Origin of the sequence: Burkholderia sp. Leaf177, assembly GCF_001424345.1 — a bacterium.
In the GTDB taxonomy this organism is placed as follows: Bacteria; Pseudomonadota; Gammaproteobacteria; order Burkholderiales; family Burkholderiaceae; genus Caballeronia.
Genome location: NZ_LMPF01000001.1, coordinates 672618 through 693729 on the forward strand (window position 1 = coordinate 672618; position 21112 = coordinate 693729).

A 21112-nucleotide genomic window follows, 5' to 3' on the forward strand; every position below is an offset into this window, starting at 1 on the left:
TGCGCGGTCTGCATTGTAATGACGATGCAGGCAACGGCAAATGCGCGCGACACGCATCGCGCGCGAAGCCTCTGAGCGGGAAACCCGCAGCTAGTGAGACGCATCCGGAGCGTGCGACGCCAGCTCATGTAGTTCGTAGAGCAGATCGAGTGCGTCGCGTGGACGTACGTCGTTCGGATCGATTGCGCGGAGGCGGTCCAGCGCCGGATGGGGCGCGGCTGGCTCGTCGCGCGCTTCGATCTCGTTCAGATTGTCAATATGCGGCGGCGCGAACAGGTCGAATTGCGGCGAGGCCTGACCGATGGACTGCTGCTCCAGATGCGCCAGATGTTTTCTGGCCGCCTTGATCACCGCGGGCGGAACACCGGCGAGTTGCGCTACTTGCAAGCCGTAGCTTTGATTCGCCGGACCTTCGTTGACCGAATGCAAGAACACGATGCCGTGATCGTGCTCGACCGCCGACAAATGCACGTTCGCGGCGTGCGCGAACTCGGCCGGCAACTGGGTCAGCTCGAAATAATGCGTGGCAAACAACGTATGGCAGCCGTTGTGCGAGAGCAGATGCCGTGCGATTGCCCAAGCGAGCGCGAGGCCATCGAAGGTGGATGTGCCCCGGCCGATCTCGTCCATCAGCACCAGGCTCGACGGTGTTGCGTCGTTGAGAATGGCAGCGGCTTCGGTCATCTCGACCATGAAGGTCGAGCGCCCGCCCGCTAGGTCATCGGCGGCACCAATGCGCGTGAAAATCCGGTCGATAGGACCAAAACTCGCGCGCTTGGCGGGTACATAGCTGCCCACGTAGGCAAGGAGCGCGATTAACGCGGTCTGGCGCATGAACGTCGACTTACCGCCCATGTTCGGGCCGGTGATCAGCAGCAGCTTGCGATCGGTGTTCAGGCAACAATCGTTAGCGATAAATTGTTCGACTTGCGCTTCGACAACAGGATGCCGCCCTTGCTCGATATCGATTCCCGAGTCGTTCGCAAAACTCGGTGCAACCCAGTCGAGCGCAAGTGCGCGTTCGGCGAATGCGCTCAGCAGATCCAGCTCGGCGAGCGCCGCCGCGACACGCTGGCAATCGCCGATATGCGGCAGCAAGGTCTGCAGCAGCGCGTCATAAAGCATGCGTTCGCGGGCAAGCGCCCGATCCTGCGCGGACAACGCCTTGTCTTCGAACGTCTTCAATTCCGGCGTGATGTAGCGCTCGGCGTTCTTGAGCGTCTGACGGCGCCGGTAATCGTCCGGAACCTTGTCCGTCTGACCACGCGTGACTTCAATATAAAACCCGTGCACCTTGTTGTATTCGACCCGCAAGTTCGCGATTCCCGTGCGTGCGCGCTCACGCGTTTCCAGGTCGATCAGGAACTGGTCGCAGTTCTCCGAGATGTCGCGCAGCTCGTCGAGATCTGCGTCGTACCCGCGCGCGATCACGCCGCCGTCGCGAATCAGTACAGCGGGTTCTTTGGCGATCGCGCGGGTCAGCAAGTCGAGACATTCCGGCGGCGGCTCGAGCGCGCTATCGATTCGATCGAGCCATGCGGCGTGCACCTTGACCGGAGCCAGCCGTTCGCGCAGTTGCGGTAAGGCGGCGAAGGTATCGCGCAGGCTCGAAAGATCACGCGGCCGCGCTGAAAGCAGCGCGAGTCTCCCCGTGATTCGTTCGATATCCGAAATCTGGCGCAGCGCCGAGCGCAGACCATCGAGACTCGCGCCCGAAGGAGCGTCGAGCAAGGCGCCGATCGCGCGTTGACGTCCCTGAGCAATGGCCGAATCGCGCGGCGGATGATGCAGCCAGTGACGCAGCAACCGGCTGCCCATGGTCGTGCAGCACGTGTCCAGCAACGAACAAAGCGTCGGCGATTCCGTTCCGCGCAGCGTTTCGGTCAGTTCAAGATTGCGTCGCGTGGCGGGATCGAGTCCGATGTATTCCGACTCGTACTCCACCTTCAGGCTGCGCACGTGCCGCAGTTGCTGACCTTGGGTTGCAGCGGCATAAAGGAGCAGCGCACCAGCTGCGCCGCATGCGCACGTCAGCGAGTGGGCGCCAAAGCCGTCGAGACCCGCGACGTCGAGTTGTTCGCATAAGCGCTGCGTACCGGAATCGATATCGAAATGCCATGCAGGAACGCGCGTGGTCGCGCCGATGTTCGGCACCTGGAACGGCGCGTTCGTATCCGAGAACGAATCGGCCGTCAGGGTTTCAGCCGGCCGGATTCTTTCGAGCGCCGCGCCCAGTTGATCGGGCGCGACTTCCGCGAGGCGCAACGCGCCGCTTGCAAGGTTGAGCCACGCAAGTCCGACGCTCGTTACAACGCCGCGACGGTTGTGCGCGGGACACAACGCCAACAGGAAGACGTCGTTTTTGTCGGAGAGAAGGGCGGCGTCGGTGAGCGTACCGGGCGTGACCACGCGCACGACCTTGCGCTCGACCGGTCCCTTCGATGTTGCCGGGTCACCAATCTGTTCGCAGATGGCAACCGACTCGCCGAGCTTCACGAGCTTGGCGAGATATTGCTCGCACGAATGGTGGGGAATGCCCGCCATCTTGATTGGGTTGCCACCCGATGCGCCGCGTTGTGTCAGGGTCAGGTCGAGAAGGCGGGATGCCTTGACTGCATCGTCGAAGAAAAGCTCGTAGAAGTCGCCCATGCGATAGAACACGAGCGTGCCCGGATGCTCCGCCTTGATTCGCAGGTACTGCTGCATCATCGGTGTATGTGACGAAAGCTCTGCTTCGGTCATTGCCTTTGCTGGCGGGCCAGAATCGGGTGTAAGGCTAAGCCTAACATTGGTTTCGGACAATTTATTGCTCTCAGACCGTGTTCGTTTTACATCAAACGTGTTCGTTTATAGCTGGATTTTCGGTGTAGGTGTAGGTATCGTTGAGCTATTCCGTAGCGAGAACGATAATGAAACCTACACCCGCGGGCGATAGACCCAAAACACTTACACCGGCGATTATCGCCGCTATGGCGCCGGGCGTCGAACTGAGCGACCCTGACAACCCAGGTTTGCGAGTCCGGTGCAATTCGTCGGCGAAAGTTTTCTTCTACCGCTACCGCGCACCGGACGGTGCCCTGCGGCAAATCAAGCTCGGGGAGTTCGGCGCGATGACCCTTGCCGCAGCCCGTGCGGCGCTTGCCAAGCGAAAGCTCGATCGTGAACAGGGGATAGATCCTCAGCTCGTAAAGCGGCAGGCCAGGGCCGACGCCGCGAAGGCCCGCGAAGCCAAGCGCGCCACTAGCTACACCGTTGAGGATCTGGTCAACGATTACATTGTTGAAAATCTAGAGAAGCAAAAGAAGGGCGCGGAGGGCGTACGGCTTCTACAGCGTGAACTCGTGCCAAAGCTCGGCGCGCGTCCGGCTGCTGCTGTTACGCGCCGCGAGTTGCAGGACGAGGTGATCCGGCCGACGATGGCGCGCGCGCCGCGGGTCGCGACTTATCTGTTAAGCCGTATCCGGTGCGCTTATGCCCATGGACTCGAACAAGGGCGCCTTCCCGACGACCATATTTCCCCGACGATAGGCATTAAAGGCGCGTCGCAAGTTCGCCGGAAGCGCGCGCTCGGGGATAGCGAGCTGGCGACGCTACTGCGGTGGCTACCGCATAGCCCATACAGCCGGTCGGTGCGCAAAGTGCTGCTGTTGTCCCTGCTGACTGCCTCGCGAAGCGGCGAGATCGTAGCGGCGCGCTGGTCCGACATCGACTTCGAGCGCGGCACGTGGCAGCAACACGACACTAAGAACGGCACGCCGCATCTCGTGATGCTGTCGCGTCAGGCGCTTGAGGTGCTCAAGTACCGCCGCGAGCTCGATCCCGTTTTCGTGTTCCCAAGCGGCAAACGGAAAGATCAGCACATCAATCAGAAAGCGGTGGGCTTGGCGCAGTACGCCGCGCGGCAGGCGTCAGACGGCGCGCCGGCGGCTGACCCGTTGTCAACCGGTTGGACAACGCACGACCTGCGCCGCAGCGCCGCTACGGGGCTTGCACGCCTGGGCTGTCCGCGCGTCGTGCAGGACCGGTGTTTGAACCACGTCGACAACTCGATCGCCGCCATCTACGACACGCATCGGTACGACGAGGAAGCGCGCACGTGGTTGCAAAAGTGGGCAGACCATCTCACTGCGCTGTCGACGCCGAACGTTACCTCGATCGACGCCGCAATGGCGGCATAGCATGGCGCCGGTCACCGCAACTTGTATCGGGGTGTTCTTCGCTACGTCCTTGGGGCTGGCGTGGGCTGCGGTTGTTGCCCACTTCATCAGAATCACTCGTAGCTGAACAGCAACAAAGCGTACACATACCGCAAGCCGACCCCACGATCATTGAGCACGTTCTAACACACAAGGACACGCTCAATGAAAACCTCCGTGACCCGCGCTCCAATCGAGCCGGAATTGATAAACATGGCCGAGCTGCGGGTTCTACTCGGCAACTGCTCGCGCAATTGGATCTACGACCAGCTTCGTCGCGATCCGGCATTCCCCCGTCCGCTAAAGCTAAACGCGTTTTCAAACGCGTGGAAGATCAGCGAGATCCGCGCGTACATTGATTCGTTACCGAGACACAACCTCAATGGTCTGGCGGCACCCGACTGGCACGCAGCGGCCGTACGTTCTTCGGGAGCTGCATGACCTATTCCGCTCCTGTCGCTGCCGCGGTTGCAAGGCTCATTCAAGCGCACAAACAACTTGAGCAGGCGCTGCTCGATCGATGTGGCACAACCGAAGACGGACTCGCGCAACCGCGTTGGCTGCTTTGCCTCGCGCAAAAAGCAATCGAAGGGATCGTTTTGGTTGCCGACTTCACGGCAGTAGAGATACACGGGCGCGCTCAAGGTGAAATCGCACGAATCATAAAGGTTGTCGACGGGACACTGCCGCGTGTGCCCACTTCAAGAGACATGACCATCGATGACGCTGCGCCGGTTCTGCTGCCACTGATCGACGAAATCAAGCCGCTGGTCGTACTTGTGACGTCACTCGACAAATACATCTCACCGACAGGGAAGCTTTTCTAATGGACGATAAAACGGTCGCTGGCGGCCCGCATGTTGTATTCGACATCGTCGACGACGGGCCGCCAGAGTTTCAAATGGCGCCAGCAGGCGCGATTGTCTGGATCGAGGTTGACCCTTCAGAGCCGAGGACGTTGCTCGTCGATCCGGTCCCGCACCTTGTCTGCGATTCACTGCTCGGCATACAAGTGCAACGGCTCAAGAAAACAGAGATCGCGACCGGCCGGGTGGAGTGGTATTTCGAGAGCCTGCCCTACGGCGACACCGGCGAGATCAGCCAGTACTACTGCATCGAGCGCCCAAACGGGGTGATTACCTATAGCGACGGCCGGCTGCAGACAGCAGAAGAACGCGCACAGCTGTTGGCGGCCAAGAAGCGGTTCTTCAGTGGCGAATAAAAAAGCGCACCCGAAGGTGCGCTAAGACAAACGTTTTGAAGCAAAAGGTGATTCATTATGACTAGTTTGGCTCAGCCTGACAAGAAATATTTTAGTAGTGCTATCAATAACATAGCGTTTGATATTGAGGAATTTGAACGATTCGTAAAGCTCGCGCGGCCGAACGATGGTTCGATCCAGATCTTGGCGATCCCGAAGAATGGCGGGTCGATCCAGATTCCCGCGATGTCATTCGCACTGCCGGGAGGGTTCGACGCGGCAGCAGAGTGGGCGGCCGAATACAACATGTCGCAGTTCAACATGTATTGGACGGTGAACGAACTTAAGCCATCGTCGAATCCCACGAAAAAAGCCAAGAAAGTCGACATTGCGCGGGGGCTGTTCGTGCAGCAAGACTTCGACCCTCGCGCGGGCGCTGCATATGACGACGAGCGCGCCCGACTGCTCGCCCACGCGACGACATTGGCCGCCGTTGCGAGCTTCGTAGTCGACAGCGGCAACGGCGTTCAAGCGTTCTACCGGCTCGCCGTGCCGACCGAGTTTTCGGAGCAGGATTGGAAGAAGGATGCTAACGGCCCGCACGAGGCGATCAACAAGCGGCTGTGCGCGGGCAGCGATTCGGTTTTTAACATTGACCGCATCATGAAACTGCCGGGCTCGGTTATGTGGCAGCCCGCCAGTAAGATCGCGGAAAAGGGCTATCCCGATGTCGCACGAGTGGTGCGCGTTCTCAGCCAGTCCGAGAAAAGCTACACGCTTGCCGAGATCGAGGCGCTTGCGCCGAAAGTCGAGGCGGTCACAGCGAAGGCCGCGGCGACGACCACTATTCCGAAGAAACAACGCGTTTCGCGATCGGCGGATGCCGTGTTGGAAGCCTTCGAAAAACTCAAGACGTCGCACGCCAAGCTCTCGGCGCGTTTGGCCGGCGACGGGACAGGACTCAACGATCCGTCTGGTTCTGGAAGGTTGCAATCGATAGTCGGCATCTTGAAGGCTGCACGTTTCACTGATTCAGAGATTCTTACATTGCCCATTGCATGGCCAGGTGGTGATGCCGCGAAAGACCTGGATCGCGCAGTTCGCAAATCATTCGAAGGTTCGATCGCCGAGCCGATGCCCGAAGTTGGTAGTTACGAGGACGTAATGTCCGCGATCAACGAGCGGCACGCCGTCACGCTGGTGGGCGGCACGTGCGTAGTGATCCGGGAGAACGATAACGATCTGCCGGATTTCTTGAATAAGACTTCCTTCGAGACGTTTCACGCCGCGCTGAAATACGAGTACGAGGCGACGGACGGGCAAACGGGCGAGATCGTCACTAAGACCGCCGCCGCGGCCCCTGCATGGGTCAAGTCACCTTTGCGGCGTACATTCGACGGCGTCGAGTTCGCGCCAGGCGGCGGACGAGCAGGCTATTACAACCTGTTTCGCGGATTCGCTGTTGAGCCCGCCGCGGGCGACTGCTCGTTATTCTTTGCTCACTTGCTCGAAAACATCTGCCAAGGCGACGCCGCGCAGTTTGCGTACTTGACATGTTGGCTCGCAGATCTTGTGCAGAATCCGGGCGCGAAGCCAGGCGTTGCGATTTCGATCAGTGGCAAGAAAGGCACCGGCAAGTCGAAGCTTGCTGATACGATCGCGGCGTTACTTGGCACACACGCCGTGACGGTATCGAACGCCGACCAACTGACAGGACGATTCAACGCCCATCACAGCACTGCGCTGCTTATCACTGGTGAAGAATCGTTTTGGGCGGGTGACAAAAAAGCGGAAGGTGCGCTCAAGCACATGATCACTTCCGAAAAGATCGCGCTCGAACGGAAGGGCGTCGACATCGCCATGATCGATAACTATTCACGGTTCATTTTCGTAGGTAACGCCGAGTGGCTTTTCCCTGCGACGCAAGACGAGCGGCGCTTGTTCGCGCTCGAATGCGGAGAAGCGCACCGCCTTGATTATGCGTATTTCGCTGCGATCGACGCGCAGATGTACGGCCGAGCCGGCCTCAAGCGCATCACAGCGGGCGTCGAGCCCACCGGTCTTAAGGCGCTGTTGGCTCACTTGCTCGCTATCGATCTTCGCGGGTGGCAGATTCGGGCCGTCCCGGAAACCAAAGGGCTGAGGGCGCAGCGCTCGGCGACGCTTGAGCCGCATTTCCAGTTTATGTACGACGCCATTGAAGCCCACGAGCTGGTCGGCGAGGCGTGGACTGGCGAGATGCGCATCCAAAAGGGAAAGCTCTACGAACAATTCGTCGAGTCGGCGCGCAGGCGCGGCGTTACTCACCCCTGCGACAACAGAGTGTTTGGTCTGCGGGTCAAAGAAACGTTCGGATGGGGCACGGTGCAGTCAAGCGACGATCTGCGGTACTGGAAAGTAACACCTTGGGCAGAATCGAAGTCCGCCTTCGAGCGCAGCCGAAAAGTGACGTTCCTCGATGACGATGCCGAGCATGACGATACGTTGTTCGAAGGCGATTTCACGGCGGAAACCTACCTGCAAAAATTTACCAAAAGGGACATTGAGCAGGGTTTGGACTTGCTGTGAAGAAGTGCATTGTTGGAGTGTTGGGAGGGGGCCTTACTGGTTAAGGCTTCCACCAATCCAACACGCCAACATAGGGTTTCAAATCCCTAAAGCTTTTTATATCCCTATGGTTTTCCGTTACCGCAACGATTGACTGTTCTCTACTAACTCTATTTTATTGTTGGAATAGTGGGGATAGTTGGAAAGAAGTAGGGGTAAGGGTTTCGGCGCCAACAATAGGGCCAACAGTGCTGTAAAACGCTGCGGCGACTGTGGGCGGCAAATGCCACCTGAAAACAGGAACAACGCGAACGCGGTTGTTTTTGCGCAACTCCTGTTTCCGGATGGCGGATAGTCTTCGATACATAAAGCGCATTACTTCGGCCTCGCATGCACGCAAGCGCACACGAAGCCGCAAAGCAGCACAGACAAAACGCAATGCCCGTCGACGAGACTGATCTGTCAGCGGGGTTTGACCCGCCACCGAATGCGCAGTCGGCGATTAAGTTGCGAAACCTATACCGAGGGCTACACCATGGGCGAACTTGATTTTGGCGATGGGCTTGTATTGCCGTGTACAGCCGGACGTTTGATGCTTTGGCTGCTATGGACATCAATCGGAGCGCCGGTGCCCGTGGTGAGCATCTTGGGCGTGTCGCAAAAGGCTGCAATGATGCGCATCTATCGGGAAGCCGACGCACTCGGACAGTACAGCCCAAAGCACGCCGCGGCGTTGCGCAACCACGTGCATTTTGAAGGCGGCGTCGCTACCTTCCGACCGGCGCACCGGTGCCGTTGAGGATTACGAATAGATTACGTTGACGCAAAATGTTACCCGCGCGACTTTCACTTTCTGCCTGCGTAACCTTGGATCATCAAATTCAAGGAGCGCAACGTGCGCAGAGCTTTAGTCCTCAAATCCGCGATCGCTGAGACGGAACACGAGCATCAGCTTGCGATCAATGCCCGAAGCACTGCAGTGCAGGCCGTCAGTCGCGATCCCACCAACGACTTGGCGCATAAAGCATTGGACGCCGCTGCTGCCGCCGTAAGGTCGCACAGTGCCCGTCTCGACCAGCTTCAGTCTGCATTAACCGAAGCCGAGCGACTCGATCACATGGACGAAGTCAACGCGAAGAAAGCAGGGTGGATCGCAGCGCGAGAAAAGGCAATTGCACTTTCGTCTGCACGGGTCAAGCAGGCGAAGGCGCTGCAGGCGGCCATCGACAACATGGCCGTCGCGCTGAGAGACTTTGAAACGGCTAATGACGCCGCGCTTGTCGCGATCTATCAGGCCACGGCCGGCGCTGCTCCAAAAGATCACCAGGCAATGGTTGTCTTCGGTCAGCGCGCAGCTATTGCGCCACGCGCGGTCACCGATCCGCTGCGCGCTGCGTTCGTTATGGCGTTACACGATTCGGGCTTCGGCGAGGTTGGTTTAAGTCTGGACGGCATGCTCACGTATCAGAATCACCAGCACCTGGCACACGGCAATCGCGACGGACTTGTCGCAGCCGTGAAGCAGTCGACGCAGGCAATTGACGATGCCTTGACGGACGTGCACAAGCTGGTCGGCGTCATTGCGCCTGATCCCGTTATCGAATTCGAGCCAACGATCGTGTCGCCCGACGACCCCAATGCCGGCGTGATTCCCGCTGTCGAATGGGGCGCGCCTGCCGTGCCCGCGATCGGCGCACGTTTGATGCCTTCGGGAGGCTGATATGAGCGACGAAATCCAATCAAGCGGCCCCGACCTGAACGCGATCGCTGACCGCCTGTACGGCACGCCGGCCACTGCGCCCGCTGAACCGGCGCAGGTTGCAGCGAAGACCAAACCCGCATCCGAGCCTGTCGAAGCGAAACCCGCAGACCCGCGCGCGTTGCGCCGGCAAGCGGAAGACATCGAACGTGCAGCACGCGCTAAGCAGGCAACCAGCGACGCCGACAAGGCACTCGCGGAGAAATACCCCAACGTGCCGGCCGAAGTCGCGAAGCTGCGCGACACGTCGGAACGCCGCATGTTCAGCCCACAAGGCACGTTTGCCAGCGTGCAGCTCGAAGCAGCGATGAAAGACGTAACGATTGACCCGGCCATTAAAACAGCGGTCGCCGCGGAGTACCGCGAGGTGTTCGCCGACATTGGCGCGAGTGCGCAGGATGCACAGGAGATCGTCGACGCCGTGGGCCGCTTCACTGCTGAACCGATGACTCCTGAGCGCGATGCCAAAAACGCAAATTCCGCGATCCAGATGCTGACCGAGCACTACGGCGCGGATGCAAAAGCAGCCCTGGCGTCCGCTGTGGAAATGGTCACGCGTGATCCCCGATTTGCTCGCGTGCTTGAGGTCTCGCGCCTAGGCAACGATCCGCAGACCGTTCTCAAACTCTGCCAGCTCGCGCGTTCGCAAAAAGCGCGCGGCGGTTAGTGAGGCAATGACCATGTCCGCAATCGTGATCCGTGAATGCTCGGCTGACGAACTCGCCAACGCGTCGAACTTCGATGCGCTATGTGCCGAGTACGCCGCGGAGTCGGGACGCATGCCTGAATTCGGGGAGCCGAAGGTGGACATCGACGCGTATCGAGCGATGGAAGCCGCAGGCGTGGCGCACTTCCTGGGCGTATGGAACGTTGGTGCCTACCGCGATGAACTTGTGGGCTTCGGTGTGGTGACGCTATCCACGTTGCCGCATTTCTCGAAGCGCATTGGCTGTCTGATCTCGTTCTTCGTGGCCGCTAATGCGCGCAACGGTAGCGCCGGCACACGACTTCGAGAAGCGGCTGAACGCATCGCAAGCGAGAACGGCGCCGCGGGATTGATGATCAGCGCGCCATGCGAAAGCCGACTTGACGTGATCCTGCCGCGCAGCGGATACCGCGCAACAAATCGCATGTACTTCAAGGGCTTCGCACAATGAACTCGATCGCGCTGCCGTCCATGCTCACGTGCCCGGCGCCGGAAACGCTTGCCGTGTTGCGTGACATCGACGCAAGCCTGCGAGCGTTGCCGCAGACCAATGTCGACATCGATCACCTGATCCACGGCGGTATGTACGCGAGAACCGCGCGCATACCAGCCGACACAGTGGTGTCGGGCGTGGTGCTTAAAGTCGCAACGGTGCTCATTATCCACGGCGATGTCACAGTTTTCACCGGCGCTGATTCGGTACGGCTCACCGGTTTTAACGTTTTGCCAGGCAGCGCCGGGCGCAAGCAGTTATTTCGCACGCACACCGAAACGCAAATGACGATGGTGCTGCCGAGCGCCGCGCATTCAGTTGACGAAGCCGAATACGAATTCACCAGCGAACCGCATCTTCTTATGAATTCAGCGGGTCACGTCTTAATCACAGGGGAAAAAGCATGAGTGGAATCACTGCAGCCACTGCAGGTTTAATCGCGGCCGGCGTCGGGGCGGCCGGCACCGCCATTACTGCGCACATGAACAGCATCGCGCAAGGCCAGCAGGCTGACAAAGCCGCACAACTCGCGCAAGCCACCGGTACCGCGCAGAAGGCGACACCCGCCGACACGAGCGGGCTTAACGCTGGCGGCACACCCGCATCGGCTGGCGTGAACAGCGGCCCCGCATCCACGTTGCTCACCGGCAGCGGCGGCGTCGCTAATTCAGCACTCAACCTTGGCGGCCCCGGTGGCCTGCTCGGTTCGAACTCGTTGCTTGGGCAGTAGGTATCGGCGCCGATGTAGGCGTCAGTGAACGAGCTCGCCCAACGTTGTCAGATAAGCGTCAAACGCCGACAGCAGGGCGGCGTAACAAAAGGAAAATCATGGTTATCGACCAGCAGAATCTTTTCTCCGACTCGCAGCTAATCACGACTAGTGCGAACTCGACGAACGTTATCGACAACTTGGGCAACCAGGTGCTGCCAACTGCGATGGTAGCGCAACCGATCGGCGTCTTTGCTCGTGTGCTTCAGGCGTTTGCCGGCGGCACATCGTTGCAGATTGCCGTTGTATCGGCCGATGACGCCGCCTTGACAACGAATGTCGTCACGCATTTTCAGACGACCGCAATCGCTACTGTGGCGTTGGCCGCCGGGTCGTTAGCGCTCGGCGTGCATGTGCCCCCACAGAAGTTGCGCAAGTATCTTGGGCTCAAATACACCGTCGTTGGCACCATGACCAGTGGCTCGATCCTCGCGGGCCTTGCCGAAGATATCGACACGGTGATGAAGCCGACCGATTTCGGCAGTGGATATGCGGTGCTCTGATGGCTGACCGGAACGAACTTGGACACTTCAAGCCGGGTGCATCGGGCAACGCAGGCGGCAAACCGCTGTCTGCGAAGCGCTTGCGCGACTTGCTTGAGCTGGACCTGAACCTTTACGCCGAAGTCCTTAAGAAGCAGGCTCTTGCCGGCGAGCCGATAGCGCTCAAGCTGGTAATAGAACGCCTGTTCCCAGCGCCGAAAGCAAGCCGCGACGCCGTGGTGATTCCAGGCCTGTTCGCGGCGGAGACCTTCACGGACAAAGCGCATGCAGTGATGGATGCGATCTCACGCGGCGAAGTAACCACCGAAGACGGCGCGGCCGTGCTCGGCGGCATTGCGGGCGTGTTGCGCGCGAACGAGATGGACGAGTTCAATCGACGCCTTGCCGCGCTCGAAGGCGGTCCGACGAAGCCAGCATCGGCGGAAGGGAGTGATTTGCTGTGAACCTGCTCGCTCGCCTTGAAGCCTTGGAAGCGCGTCACGATTCGCATACTCCGGCCGGAGAAATGACGGCGAAAGAACGCGCAGAAGTTGTCGAATTCGCGTTTTCATACGGACTGGAATACGACCGCTCGTATGACAGCCCGATCACCCCATCGGATTCGCGTCACGGTTATTGGCCGTACACAGATGCTAGGCATGACGGCAAACACCTTTTGCGCTATGACGCACTTGAAACGCTGCTTCGCGCAACGGGCGATGATCTGGTTCGATGCGCATTGAAGTGGGCGAATCGGATTCGCCCCCCAGGCGGAGGCAGGGCCGATTTTTATTACGACGAGGGCGACGACGTACCGGTCGTCAGCTTCTGGTTTGAGCCGCAAGAAGGTCACGATTTGATGTAGCAGTATCGGCGCCGATATATGTCGCCGAAGTACCGAACACGAAAGGCAACGCGGCTAAGCGTCACATACCGATAGCTGCGCAGCACATGCAACAGTGAACGAGGTGAGCCATGCCGAGATTGATCGCTGTTAACGACCGGGGGTGGCGCATTGGGGAAGACCACCAGCGCGCCAAGCTCACCAATCGCGACGTCGAGCTGATCCGGCAGATGCGAGAACAGGACCGCTTACCGTATCGAAAAATTGCGGAGATCTTCGAGATCAGCAATGCCGCAGTGTTCGGCATCTGCAATCACACCCGGCGGAACCAGGCGCCGGCTCGATGGAAGACAGTCAGGGAAGCACCGCGCGACTGAAGCCGCTAGGTGTTGGATTGAATTCGCGGGCGACAATCCGCGATACGCTGCGGTAACGCCCGCGCCGCTGCGGGGATAGCGCCCACTTAGGTGGGCGTTATCTTTTGCTTGCCTCGTACAGAAGTCGGGCGCTCTGCGAACCGCACACTCGCTGCATTTGCGCGCGCTTGCACCGAAATCAGTTGACAAAGTCATCTAGCCCGTTAAGTATACAACCTTATCGACATAACCTTTTAACCACATGAACAAAGACCTTGGGCAGCTCAATGAAGTCCGCGCGATGCTGTCTCGCGCATTAAGCATGGTTGATGGCCTGATCGCGCAGAGCCCGGATCGGGGGACTGTCGGGGACGTTGCGAGCTATCGAACCAGGCCAGGTGGCCCTCTGAACGAACGCGGCGTCGCCGAAGTCCTCAGAAGGCTTAACAGCGGAGAGACCGACAGCAAGATTGCGCTCGAAATGGGGATTTCTCTCGTTGGTGCTGCGAAACGCCGTGCGCTTTGGCGTCGGGCTAAAGGACTGTGATCTTCTGTACGGTACCGGTCATGATCGACACACTGGAACTTTCGATGAAGCTTCGTGCGGCCGGGCTTTCGGTGGCCGCGGCGGACGCCATCGCTAAAGCGCTGTTCGAAGAAACGCAGTCCTTGCGGAGATCACGGGCGCTTTCGTCGAACACCGATGTTTCGCTGCCTTTTAACCGTACGTTCCTGCTGGTAACCAGCGGAATAGGAACCGGGTTGCTAATGGCGATCATCGAGTTCGTGCTCGCAAAGTTAATGATTCGGTTCTTTTAATTAACCAGTGGATGGTGAATTGATAAGGGGAATGCCGTGAGTGAAAATCTGATGTTTTCAAGAGCTGGAAATGCTGATGATGGAGCGAAGGACGTTGTGACGAAAACCACGTGCGAGCTCAAGGATGTCAAACCGCTTATAGACGCTTGCAGGCGCGAGGGACAAACAACCTGCACGAGCGGCTTTATCATCAGAGGCGTGTGCGGGCTATTTCTTTCCCAAGTTGGGGTACCGGCTAGCACCGCATACACCGCGAAGATCGGGCGCTTTGTTATGAAAAACCGCTCGGCGCTCGGCTTGACGCATTCAAGCGCGAGGCGTGAAAAAGCCGACAATGATCGCTGGACGACAGTGCAAGAATACGTGCTTGACGCAGCAGTGCAGCAGTGATCGCAGCGGTTTTGATTTGCTCCAACATTGTGATTTCACTTGAGTTTCTTTGTATTCTGCCGTTATGCATGGAGCGTCCAGGTTGCGACGCTTCATGCATCGGAGACAACAATGAAAAAAGTTCTGCTTTTAGTGTCCTTGGTTATCGCCTCAGCGCCTGCGTTCGCGCAGTTGTACAACAATCAACGCGCGCAGCCGAGCGGTTCGGGCATGTACGGCAACGACCAACAGGTGAATGGCTACTCACGCAGCAACGGGACCTATGTCGAGCCGTATCATCGCACCGAAGCCGACAGCAACCCGTATAACAACTATTCATCGCAGGGCAACGTCAACCCGTACACTGGCCAGGTCGGGCATAAGAGCCCGGGATATTAAATGCAGCGAACCACTTAGCGTTTGGGCGCAAGTAGACGGCTATGCGGCGATGTCTGCGCGCGCCCACAGCGCTTCGTATGCCGGGATTTTCATACCTGCTGTGCTGTCTGTCCGATAGATTTCGCCCGGGGATCGCTCTGCAAAATTCTTAAAGGATTGAGTAACGGCCCAAGCTTCGGTTGAGTCAATAAAGAACGCCCGGTCGTGCAACGAGCCAGACGGCGCCCATCGAAGCTCAACCGGTCGTTGGTTACCCCACTGAGCGCGCCAAGCGTTCGCAGCCGGCAAGAGCGCGGCGGTTTGCTTTGCTTTCGAAGTCAACAAGCAAAGTCTAACTCCCTCGATAGGCAATGCGCCGAACGAGGTAAGAATCGTCTCGTCAAGGTATGGATCAACGACGAGGATCAATTTCTTTGCGCGCTTCATGACCTTGTCGACGGCAGCAAACGCATCGAACTCTGCGCCTACGGCGATGAACGATCCGGCCACTGCTGGCGGCGCTGCCAGCTCGGTCAGGGCCAGCGCTCGGTGCAAAATTCCGAGAATGTCGCGCGCGGCCCATACTCGGTGAGACGTGTTAATGCGCGTCATTTGAATTTGCATCGCCGCAATGAGCGGGAAATCACCCGTTTCCTTTACGTATGCTTCGGCTTTTCCGAGCCACGACAACACGTCCGGATTCATACCGAGCGCGTGATCGTCAAGCCGCGGTATCTTTTCGAGGTGTCGCCCGATTAAGATGTAAAGCGCTTGCGGGTCTAAGGCCATGGCGTTGCACGTGAGATTGCAAAGGGCACATTGTATGGTTACTGCCGACGTTTAGGGATACCGCTTTCCCGCATCTGCCGGCGCAGAAGGAATCTCGTCGCGGCTGATTCCAAGCCGCGATCGTTCGCCCTCAATCATCGTCCGCATTTTCTCAAGCCCGACCAGCTTGGCGCGCGTCTCTTGAAACCAGCAGCGTTCGACCACGACGCGATAGGCCTCGATTTCCTTGAATACCTGGCGCATCCGTTCGATCTCTAAACAGGCGTTGTGAACCATTTCATCGTCAGGATATTCGCGCCATAGCTCGCGCAATTGACGCGTCGTTGGCGTTGTAAAGTCAGGGAGCAGGGCAGAAAGCCAGCCCCTATCTGGCGGCCAGCAATGTTCGGAGTCACTGAACATCGTGTTCGGTAACGCTAAACAATTGATTTTAAACGATATTTGTATTGCATTTGTTTAGCCTCTCTCGTATCCTTCAACGTCGACGCAAGCACCACGACCTCATCGTTCGGTCGACGTGCTAGCGACGAATGATCTTCTAGGGCGAGAGGTCCCTGGCTATCTTGTCTTTGTAATTCGCGCGCTATTAGGAATCCTAAGCTCTTATATTTTGTTTTAGCACCGCGCAACCGTTTGCCAGCGGGCGCGCTTAACGCATATGGAGATTCATCATGAACGCAGCAGCCGTCGCGCAAAAACTCTTTGTCCAAGTTGCAGCACCGGTTGAAGGGGCGCCGTTTCATGTCGGCGACACGTTGATTATCGACCGCCTTTGCAACAAGCAAAGCCCATGGGTCATGATCGAATACGCAGACCAACAACACGTAATCGCTGCCAACTCAGCCGTGCGCCGTTGGCTTGCCGACATCATTGTGGGCGAAGTGGTGGCTTACCAAGAACCTGGCCGCTCGCTCGTTTGAGCAGGCTTCAAACTATAAATGTTGAACTTATCGCCGGCAAAAAGTGAAATGCAACGCAAATGGCCTGGTTCAAACATACGTTTGCGGTGGAACCGGGGACGGTCAGCTAGCAGGCGGCCGGTTGATCGTCACCTGGGCCACGTTCGAAGCATTGAGCGCGAAGAAAAACGGACTCGCTGTTGCCGCTGGCGGCAAGCGGGATTTTGAATTGTGTTTCGATTGAGATCCAGGAATCGGAGCTTCGTTGCTAGTGAATCAGGTCTTCGCGAATGTCAACGAACGGGGCGAAAAGCCGCTGCCACCAAGTTATCTTCGCCAAATCCTCCGTCTTATAGCCTTCGGCCCGCATCAGTTCGTTGTGGCAAATACAGTCGAGCACGCTGAGTTTTGGCGGCTCGTCGGACTCAATGACCAACCGCTCGGCATGGGCGGCCAGCAGCGTACTTTCGACGGGGGCGCCTAACATCTGGCGCTCAAGATCGCTGAATCGACGCGCTAGATCAAAGTGCCCACGGGCTCGCTGGCTCGACGCCAAAATGAGATTAACCGCGCTTATCACGGTCACTAACATTGACGCTGCAATGGCAACCGCGTGGGCGTCTTTATCTAGCACTCCGTATATCGCTGCGGAGCCTAAGATAAGCGACAAAGCGTTGCTAATTTGATCGAGCCTGTCGTAAAAGGCGCGTCGCCGTTGGTGATACCGAATGGAACGGCGGATGCCAAACAACATGGCATGCCAATTCTTCCGAAGCGCGGCGTCCGCATCCATCACTTGTTTTTCCGGTCGGGGTCGGGTGGGGGCAGTGTGTCTTTCACGGTGGGCTGATCGTATCGACCGCTGCGATCGTTCTTGATCGATTTCTCGTGCCCCCGGTCTCGCGGAAACGGGTTTGAGTCGTTTGTCTTGCCAGGGTGGATGGGGTTGGATGGATTAGTGGGATTGGATTTTTTGTCAGCCATTCGTTTCTCAGCGTGTTGTTTGTTTTGATTGGGAGATGCGAGTCATCATCCTACCAAATACTGCTAAACGAAATTGGTTGATATATAGCTAGTGTAAGCACAAGTATAGGTCGACCCGTTACCTGTCGTGAAAGAACCACTCAGTAAGCATCTAGCCCCGATGCATCATGGGCGTGTGATGCGACAGATCGGCCGGCGCAGCGGAAGGGACGCGCGGCAGCTCGTGTGCGGAGGGAGAAACGGAGGGAGACGCGGAGGTGTGAGTGCCCATCGTGATTGCTTGGATTTTGCGAATGTCTAAGGGCACGAGTGTACCGCGTCGGGGACATGACGAACCCTCGGCCGGATGGCTAACCCGAAGCTTCGAACTGAGCTCCATCTGCACCTTCAACCGTTTACGCAAAAACGCCGGCAAGCCGGCGTTTTTGCATTGGTCAGGCTGGCGCTTTTACGAACGTCCTGCCAGGAAACCGACCAGCAAGGCGAGGCCCGCGACAGCGCCGAGCGTGTGCCACGGCTTGTCGTGGACGAATTCGTCGGCGTAACCGGCGGCGTCGTTGAAGCGATCCGCAATTGCCGAGGACGAGCCGTCGAACTGCGAACGCGCGGACTTCAGCTTGGCCTGCAAATCCTTGCGCAACTGATCCACATTGACGTCTTTCGCGTCGCGAATCGAACTGTCGAGCTCGTCGAGCAATCCGCGCAATTGCGTGCTGGCCGAATCGACCACATCGCTTGCACCACGCACGGCACGTTGGCCGACTTTGGCGGCGTCATTGATGTTGCTATCGAGTGTAGAACGTGAAAACAGACCCATTTGCAGCTCCTTTGACGTGTCCCTGGTTGGTTTCGATCCGCGCATTGACGCCACGCGGCTCTCGATCGAATAGAGTTTGTAGCAAATACCGTTCCCGCACCCTGCGTTTTATCACTCTTCCACCAGCGCGCCAAGGTCCACGGTGCGCTCATTGCGGGCATGGCGTCGCATTGCCAGGGCCATCATCAGGCAAATAAACACGCCGAATACCACGATGATCCATTCCACCGGCAGTTTGGTCGTAAGCAGGAGCGCATAGGCGCCTAGCATCGATAAAACCGCCAGGTTCTGGTTGAAGTTCTGTACCGCTATTGACGCGCCCGCCGACAGCAACGTCGCGCCGCGATGCTGCAGGATTGCGTTCATCGGTACGATGAAAAATCCCGACAACGCGCCGAGCACGATCATCAGCGGATAAGCGCCGAGGATATAAAGCGGCACGAACAGCGGCCCGAGGTGCACGCCGGAACCCGCCGGAAACAGGTCCTTGTTGTAGAACGCCATGCAAATGGCGACGGCGCCCGTAATCAATCCCACGGGCAGGACCTTGAGCGAGCTGCGCAACGGCACCCACGCGGCTGCCGCACTGGCGCCTATCGCAATGCCGAGACCGGTCACACCTTGCAGCACCGCTGCTTTCGAGAGCGACAGGCCGAGGTTGGCATCGGCCCATTTGAGAACCAGCAATTGCAACGTGACCGCCGCGCCCCACAGCAGCGTGGTCACCCACAACGCAATCTGCGCAAGCTTGTCTGCCCACAAGACCTTGAACGCGTGCTTGAAATCGCCGATGAGCTTTGAAGGTTCCTTCAGACGGTTCTTGTAACGCGCGCCGGTATCGGGAATGCCGATATTGATGAGGGCCGCCGCGGCGTACACGACCATGACCGCGAACATGGCAGCGTCGGCGGCCGATCGAATCAGGACGAGGTGCGCCGCGCTCACGAAATGTTCGACGTACTGGCTGACCAGCGCGCCGCCTATCACCGTGCCGAGAATGGTCGAGCCGACAGTCGCCGACTCGAGCCATGCGTTCGCTGGAATCAGTTTTTCAGGCGGCAACAGCTCGGTGAGAATGCCGTATTTGGCCGGCGAATACGCAGCGGCGCCCAGACCGACGACGCCATAAGCGATCATCGGATGCACGCCCAGGATCATCAGCGCGCAGCCGCCGGCCTTGAGCGCGTTGGAGATGAACATCACGTGGCGCTTCTGCATGGAATCCGCGAATGCACCGACAAATGGAGCGAGCAGCACGTATGAGATCGTGAAGAAAATCTGCAGCAGCGGTGTCACCCAGGACGCGGAGTGCATCACCGAGAGCATCGCGATGGCGGCAATCAGCAGCGCATTGTCGGCTAGCGACGACACGAATTGCGCGGCGATGATCGTGTAAAAGCCTTTTTTCATGTGACGGGCAGGGCGGCAGCAAGAAGGTAAGGAAGTGCCGCGAGCGGCCGGACGGGACACTGTAGCGGAGGCGCGCGCCACGTGCATAAACGCCGTCGAACTGGTGCAAGACTTCTCGCGCGGATTCGATTCAATCCGCGTGCTCCATCGAAAAAGGCGGCCGCAGCCGCCTTTTCTTCAACCGTTATGCGCTCGCGCGCGTGGTCGTGAAGGGATCGAGTATCTTGATCATTTGCGCGTACACCTTCGGGTTCGCCGCGACGATCTCGCTCTTGTGCAGGAAATCCGATTCGCCCGTGTAGTTGCCAACCAGTCCGCCCGCTTCCGTGATCAGCAGGCTGCCCGCTGCTACGTCCCACGCCTTGATGCCCTGCTCGAAAAACGCATCGAGGCGACCCGCGGCCACGTTGGCCAGATCGAGCGCCGCCGCGCCCGGGCGACGCAAACCGGCGCACGCTTCGGTCATCTGCGTGAAGAGCTTGCCGTAGGCTTCAAGGCCGTCGCCTTCGCGAAATGGGAAACCGGTGCCAACGAGTGCATCGCCGAGACGATCCAGCTTGCCCACGCGAATGCGCCGCTCGTTCAGATAAGCGCCCGAACCGCGCGAAGCGGTGAAGAGGTCGTTGCGGGTGGGATCGTAGACCACGGCCTGCGTGATGATGCCCTTGTGGGCAAGCGCGATGGACACGCAGTAATACTGGAAGCCGTGGATGAAGTTGGTCGTGCCGTCGAGCGGATCGATGATCCACTGGAACTCGGATTCCTTGTCCGTCTCGCCCGATTCCTCGGCAAGAATGGAATGCTTCGGGTAAGCGGTCGTCAGCGTTTCGATGATCGCGGCTTCCGAGGCTTTATCGACTTCCGTCACGAAGTCGTTGTGCTGCTTCTTGCTGACCTGGATCCGGTCCAGATCGAGCGACGCGCGGTTGATGATCTGTCCGGCGCGGCGAGCAGCCTTGACAGCAATATTGAGCATCGGATGCATGAATAGAGTCCTTTGCCCGGCGGCAACGCTTTACGCTATGCGCATGAAGCTGGAAAACCCCGAGCGGAAAGTGCCCCGACCGGCGGGCAAAATCGACGTATGTGTCGACGGCAACGAATTGAAGAAGAGCGATGCACGGGCCTTTTCTGATGCCAGAACTGGCTGAATCTGCAAAAGCCGCGCGCGAATCCGGCATTTTACCCGAGTCGGGCCGTGCGCGGGTCGCGAGCGTTCTACCGCCGTGCAACCCGAAAAAACCGCGTCTGGCGATACCATGACGGTTTCTCACCTCTTTTTGCAAGCGTTCAC

General features: G+C 58.5%; 26 protein-coding genes. 19 read left to right on the forward strand and 7 right to left on the reverse strand.

Annotated elements, in window-relative coordinates:
• Positions 1 to 90: 90 nt before the first annotated feature.
• Positions 91 to 2742 carry a DNA mismatch repair protein MutS gene (gene mutS / locus ASG35_RS03005; RefSeq protein WP_056352554.1) on the reverse strand — a complete coding sequence of 884 codons (2652 nt, stop codon included), beginning with the start codon at positions 2740 to 2742 and terminating at the stop codon, positions 91 to 93.
• Between the two features lie 167 nt (positions 2743 to 2909).
• Here mutS and ASG35_RS03010 point away from each other — a divergent pair, with 167 nt between their 5' ends.
• From ASG35_RS03010 to ASG35_RS03100, 18 genes are all read left to right on the forward strand, one after another.
• Complete coding sequence (locus tag ASG35_RS03010; protein WP_082508196.1) at positions 2910 to 4178, forward strand: tyrosine-type recombinase/integrase; 1269 nt, start codon at positions 2910 to 2912, stop codon at positions 4176 to 4178.
• Between the two features lie 183 nt (positions 4179 to 4361).
• A complete protein-coding gene (locus tag ASG35_RS03015) occupies positions 4362 to 4637 on the forward strand; it encodes a helix-turn-helix transcriptional regulator (protein ID WP_056352558.1) in 276 nt (91 codons plus the stop codon).
• Entirely contained in the window at positions 4634 to 5023 is a 390-nt protein-coding gene (locus tag ASG35_RS03020) for a hypothetical protein (protein WP_056352560.1), read from the forward strand. The genes ASG35_RS03015 and ASG35_RS03020 overlap by 4 nt, the downstream gene beginning before the upstream one ends.
• Positions 5023 to 5418 (forward strand): hypothetical protein, encoded by a 396-nt coding sequence (locus tag ASG35_RS03025; protein WP_056352562.1) that lies wholly within the window; start codon positions 5023 to 5025, stop codon positions 5416 to 5418. The genes ASG35_RS03020 and ASG35_RS03025 overlap by 1 nt, the downstream gene beginning before the upstream one ends.
• Positions 5419 to 5475: 57 nt before the next feature.
• Entirely contained in the window at positions 5476 to 7965 is a 2490-nt protein-coding gene (locus ASG35_RS03030; protein WP_156392964.1) for a primase-helicase family protein, read from the forward strand.
• 514 nt (positions 7966 to 8479) lie between these two features.
• On the forward strand, positions 8480 to 8743 hold the full coding sequence (locus ASG35_RS32050) for a hypothetical protein (RefSeq protein WP_056352566.1): 264 nt from the start codon (positions 8480 to 8482) through the stop codon (positions 8741 to 8743).
• A 96-nt stretch (positions 8744 to 8839) separates the two neighbouring features.
• Positions 8840 to 9664, forward strand: a complete 825-nt coding sequence (locus ASG35_RS03040; RefSeq protein ID WP_056352567.1) for a hypothetical protein — start codon at positions 8840 to 8842, stop codon at positions 9662 to 9664.
• 1 nt (position 9665) lies between these two features.
• A complete protein-coding gene (locus ASG35_RS03045; protein ID WP_056352569.1) occupies positions 9666 to 10370 on the forward strand; it encodes a hypothetical protein in 705 nt (234 codons plus the stop codon).
• 13 nt (positions 10371 to 10383) lie between these two features.
• The gene (locus tag ASG35_RS03050) at positions 10384 to 10860 is read left to right on the forward strand and encodes a GNAT family N-acetyltransferase (protein ID WP_162244384.1); all 477 of its coding nucleotides are present in this window, start codon (positions 10384 to 10386) and stop codon (positions 10858 to 10860) included.
• Positions 10861 to 10913: 53 nt separating this feature from the next.
• Positions 10914 to 11309: a hypothetical protein gene (locus tag ASG35_RS03055; RefSeq protein ID WP_156392966.1), complete on the forward strand. Its 396-nt coding sequence runs from the start codon at positions 10914 to 10916 to the stop codon at positions 11307 to 11309.
• A complete protein-coding gene (locus tag ASG35_RS03060) occupies positions 11306 to 11632 on the forward strand; it encodes a hypothetical protein (RefSeq protein WP_056352572.1) in 327 nt (108 codons plus the stop codon). The genes ASG35_RS03055 and ASG35_RS03060 overlap by 4 nt, the downstream gene beginning before the upstream one ends.
• Positions 11633 to 11730: 98 nt before the next feature.
• Positions 11731 to 12174, forward strand: coding sequence for a Bbp16 family capsid cement protein (locus ASG35_RS03065; RefSeq protein ID WP_056352574.1), 444 nt, complete (start codon positions 11731 to 11733; stop codon positions 12172 to 12174).
• On the forward strand, positions 12174 to 12617 hold the full coding sequence (locus ASG35_RS03070; RefSeq protein ID WP_056352576.1) for a hypothetical protein: 444 nt from the start codon (positions 12174 to 12176) through the stop codon (positions 12615 to 12617). The genes ASG35_RS03065 and ASG35_RS03070 overlap by 1 nt, the downstream gene beginning before the upstream one ends.
• Positions 12614 to 13018, forward strand: coding sequence for a hypothetical protein (locus ASG35_RS03075; RefSeq protein ID WP_056352578.1), 405 nt, complete (start codon positions 12614 to 12616; stop codon positions 13016 to 13018). The genes ASG35_RS03070 and ASG35_RS03075 overlap by 4 nt, the downstream gene beginning before the upstream one ends.
• A gap of 110 nt (positions 13019 to 13128) precedes the next feature.
• Positions 13129 to 13374, forward strand: coding sequence for a hypothetical protein (locus ASG35_RS03080; RefSeq protein ID WP_056352580.1), 246 nt, complete (start codon positions 13129 to 13131; stop codon positions 13372 to 13374).
• 546 nt (positions 13375 to 13920) lie between these two features.
• Positions 13921 to 14172, forward strand: a complete 252-nt coding sequence (locus ASG35_RS03090; protein ID WP_056352584.1) for a hypothetical protein — start codon at positions 13921 to 13923, stop codon at positions 14170 to 14172.
• 36 nt (positions 14173 to 14208) lie between these two features.
• Positions 14209 to 14562 (forward strand): hypothetical protein, encoded by a 354-nt coding sequence (locus ASG35_RS03095; protein ID WP_156392967.1) that lies wholly within the window; start codon positions 14209 to 14211, stop codon positions 14560 to 14562.
• Between the two features lie 111 nt (positions 14563 to 14673).
• The gene (locus tag ASG35_RS03100) at positions 14674 to 14940 is read left to right on the forward strand and encodes a hypothetical protein (RefSeq protein ID WP_200945677.1); all 267 of its coding nucleotides are present in this window, start codon (positions 14674 to 14676) and stop codon (positions 14938 to 14940) included.
• A gap of 39 nt (positions 14941 to 14979) precedes the next feature.
• On the opposite strand, the gene ASG35_RS03105 is transcribed toward ASG35_RS03100, so the two are convergent.
• Both ASG35_RS03105 and ASG35_RS03110 read right to left on the reverse strand, forming a co-directional pair.
• Positions 14980 to 15708, reverse strand: a complete 729-nt coding sequence (locus ASG35_RS03105) for a hypothetical protein (protein WP_056352587.1) — start codon at positions 15706 to 15708, stop codon at positions 14980 to 14982.
• A 51-nt stretch (positions 15709 to 15759) separates the two neighbouring features.
• Complete coding sequence (locus ASG35_RS03110) at positions 15760 to 16110, reverse strand: hypothetical protein (RefSeq protein WP_156392969.1); 351 nt, start codon at positions 16108 to 16110, stop codon at positions 15760 to 15762.
• 269 nt (positions 16111 to 16379) lie between these two features.
• Between ASG35_RS03110 and ASG35_RS03115 the strand changes: the two genes are divergently transcribed.
• On the forward strand, positions 16380 to 16628 hold the full coding sequence (locus ASG35_RS03115) for a hypothetical protein (RefSeq protein WP_056352591.1): 249 nt from the start codon (positions 16380 to 16382) through the stop codon (positions 16626 to 16628).
• Between the two features lie 247 nt (positions 16629 to 16875).
• Here ASG35_RS03115 and ASG35_RS03125 read toward each other — a convergent pair whose 3' ends face one another.
• The 4 genes from ASG35_RS03125 to ASG35_RS03140 form a co-directional block, all read right to left on the reverse strand.
• The gene (locus ASG35_RS03125; RefSeq protein ID WP_056352595.1) at positions 16876 to 17400 is read right to left on the reverse strand and encodes a hypothetical protein; all 525 of its coding nucleotides are present in this window, start codon (positions 17398 to 17400) and stop codon (positions 16876 to 16878) included.
• Positions 17401 to 18039: 639 nt separating this feature from the next.
• Complete coding sequence (locus ASG35_RS03130; RefSeq protein ID WP_056352950.1) at positions 18040 to 18408, reverse strand: DUF883 family protein; 369 nt, start codon at positions 18406 to 18408, stop codon at positions 18040 to 18042.
• Positions 18409 to 18519: 111 nt separating this feature from the next.
• Positions 18520 to 19818 carry a lysophospholipid transporter LplT gene (gene lplT / locus ASG35_RS03135; RefSeq protein ID WP_056352597.1) on the reverse strand — a complete coding sequence of 433 codons (1299 nt, stop codon included), beginning with the start codon at positions 19816 to 19818 and terminating at the stop codon, positions 18520 to 18522.
• Positions 19819 to 20002: 184 nt separating this feature from the next.
• Positions 20003 to 20803, reverse strand: coding sequence for an inositol monophosphatase family protein (locus ASG35_RS03140; protein WP_056352599.1), 801 nt, complete (start codon positions 20801 to 20803; stop codon positions 20003 to 20005).
• Positions 20804 to 21112: the final 309 nt, after the last annotated feature.

What these genes read in the sequence shown, in the direction of transcription:
- mutS (WP_056352554.1), bottom strand. Translation starts at nt 2,742, where the DNA reads ATGACCGAAGCAGAGCTTTCGTCACATACACCGATGATGCAGCAGTAC.
- ASG35_RS03010 (WP_082508196.1), top strand. Translation starts at nt 2,910, where the DNA reads ATGAAACCTACACCCGCGGGCGATAGACCCAAAACACTTACACCGGCG.
- ASG35_RS03015 (WP_056352558.1), top strand. Translation starts at nt 4,362, where the DNA reads ATGAAAACCTCCGTGACCCGCGCTCCAATCGAGCCGGAATTGATAAAC.
- ASG35_RS03020 (WP_056352560.1), top strand. Translation starts at nt 4,634, where the DNA reads ATGACCTATTCCGCTCCTGTCGCTGCCGCGGTTGCAAGGCTCATTCAA.
- ASG35_RS03025 (WP_056352562.1), top strand. Translation starts at nt 5,023, where the DNA reads ATGGACGATAAAACGGTCGCTGGCGGCCCGCATGTTGTATTCGACATC.
- ASG35_RS03030 (WP_156392964.1), top strand. Translation starts at nt 5,476, where the DNA reads ATGACTAGTTTGGCTCAGCCTGACAAGAAATATTTTAGTAGTGCTATC.
- ASG35_RS32050 (WP_056352566.1), top strand. Translation starts at nt 8,480, where the DNA reads ATGGGCGAACTTGATTTTGGCGATGGGCTTGTATTGCCGTGTACAGCC.
- ASG35_RS03045 (WP_056352569.1), top strand. Translation starts at nt 9,666, where the DNA reads ATGAGCGACGAAATCCAATCAAGCGGCCCCGACCTGAACGCGATCGCT.
- ASG35_RS03050 (WP_162244384.1), top strand. Translation starts at nt 10,384, where the DNA reads ATGTCCGCAATCGTGATCCGTGAATGCTCGGCTGACGAACTCGCCAAC.
- ASG35_RS03060 (WP_056352572.1), top strand. Translation starts at nt 11,306, where the DNA reads ATGAGTGGAATCACTGCAGCCACTGCAGGTTTAATCGCGGCCGGCGTC.
- ASG35_RS03065 (WP_056352574.1), top strand. Translation starts at nt 11,731, where the DNA reads ATGGTTATCGACCAGCAGAATCTTTTCTCCGACTCGCAGCTAATCACG.
- ASG35_RS03070 (WP_056352576.1), top strand. Translation starts at nt 12,174, where the DNA reads ATGGCTGACCGGAACGAACTTGGACACTTCAAGCCGGGTGCATCGGGC.
- ASG35_RS03080 (WP_056352580.1), top strand. Translation starts at nt 13,129, where the DNA reads ATGCCGAGATTGATCGCTGTTAACGACCGGGGGTGGCGCATTGGGGAA.
- ASG35_RS03090 (WP_056352584.1), top strand. Translation starts at nt 13,921, where the DNA reads ATGATCGACACACTGGAACTTTCGATGAAGCTTCGTGCGGCCGGGCTT.
- ASG35_RS03100 (WP_200945677.1), top strand. Translation starts at nt 14,674, where the DNA reads ATGAAAAAAGTTCTGCTTTTAGTGTCCTTGGTTATCGCCTCAGCGCCT.
- ASG35_RS03105 (WP_056352587.1), bottom strand. Translation starts at nt 15,708, where the DNA reads ATGGCCTTAGACCCGCAAGCGCTTTACATCTTAATCGGGCGACACCTC.
- ASG35_RS03110 (WP_156392969.1), bottom strand. Translation starts at nt 16,110, where the DNA reads ATGTTCAGTGACTCCGAACATTGCTGGCCGCCAGATAGGGGCTGGCTT.
- ASG35_RS03115 (WP_056352591.1), top strand. Translation starts at nt 16,380, where the DNA reads ATGAACGCAGCAGCCGTCGCGCAAAAACTCTTTGTCCAAGTTGCAGCA.
- ASG35_RS03125 (WP_056352595.1), bottom strand. Translation starts at nt 17,400, where the DNA reads ATGGATGCGGACGCCGCGCTTCGGAAGAATTGGCATGCCATGTTGTTT.
- ASG35_RS03130 (WP_056352950.1), bottom strand. Translation starts at nt 18,408, where the DNA reads ATGGGTCTGTTTTCACGTTCTACACTCGATAGCAACATCAATGACGCC.
- lplT (WP_056352597.1), bottom strand. Translation starts at nt 19,818, where the DNA reads ATGAAAAAAGGCTTTTACACGATCATCGCCGCGCAATTCGTGTCGTCG.
- ASG35_RS03140 (WP_056352599.1), bottom strand. Translation starts at nt 20,803, where the DNA reads ATGCATCCGATGCTCAATATTGCTGTCAAGGCTGCTCGCCGCGCCGGA.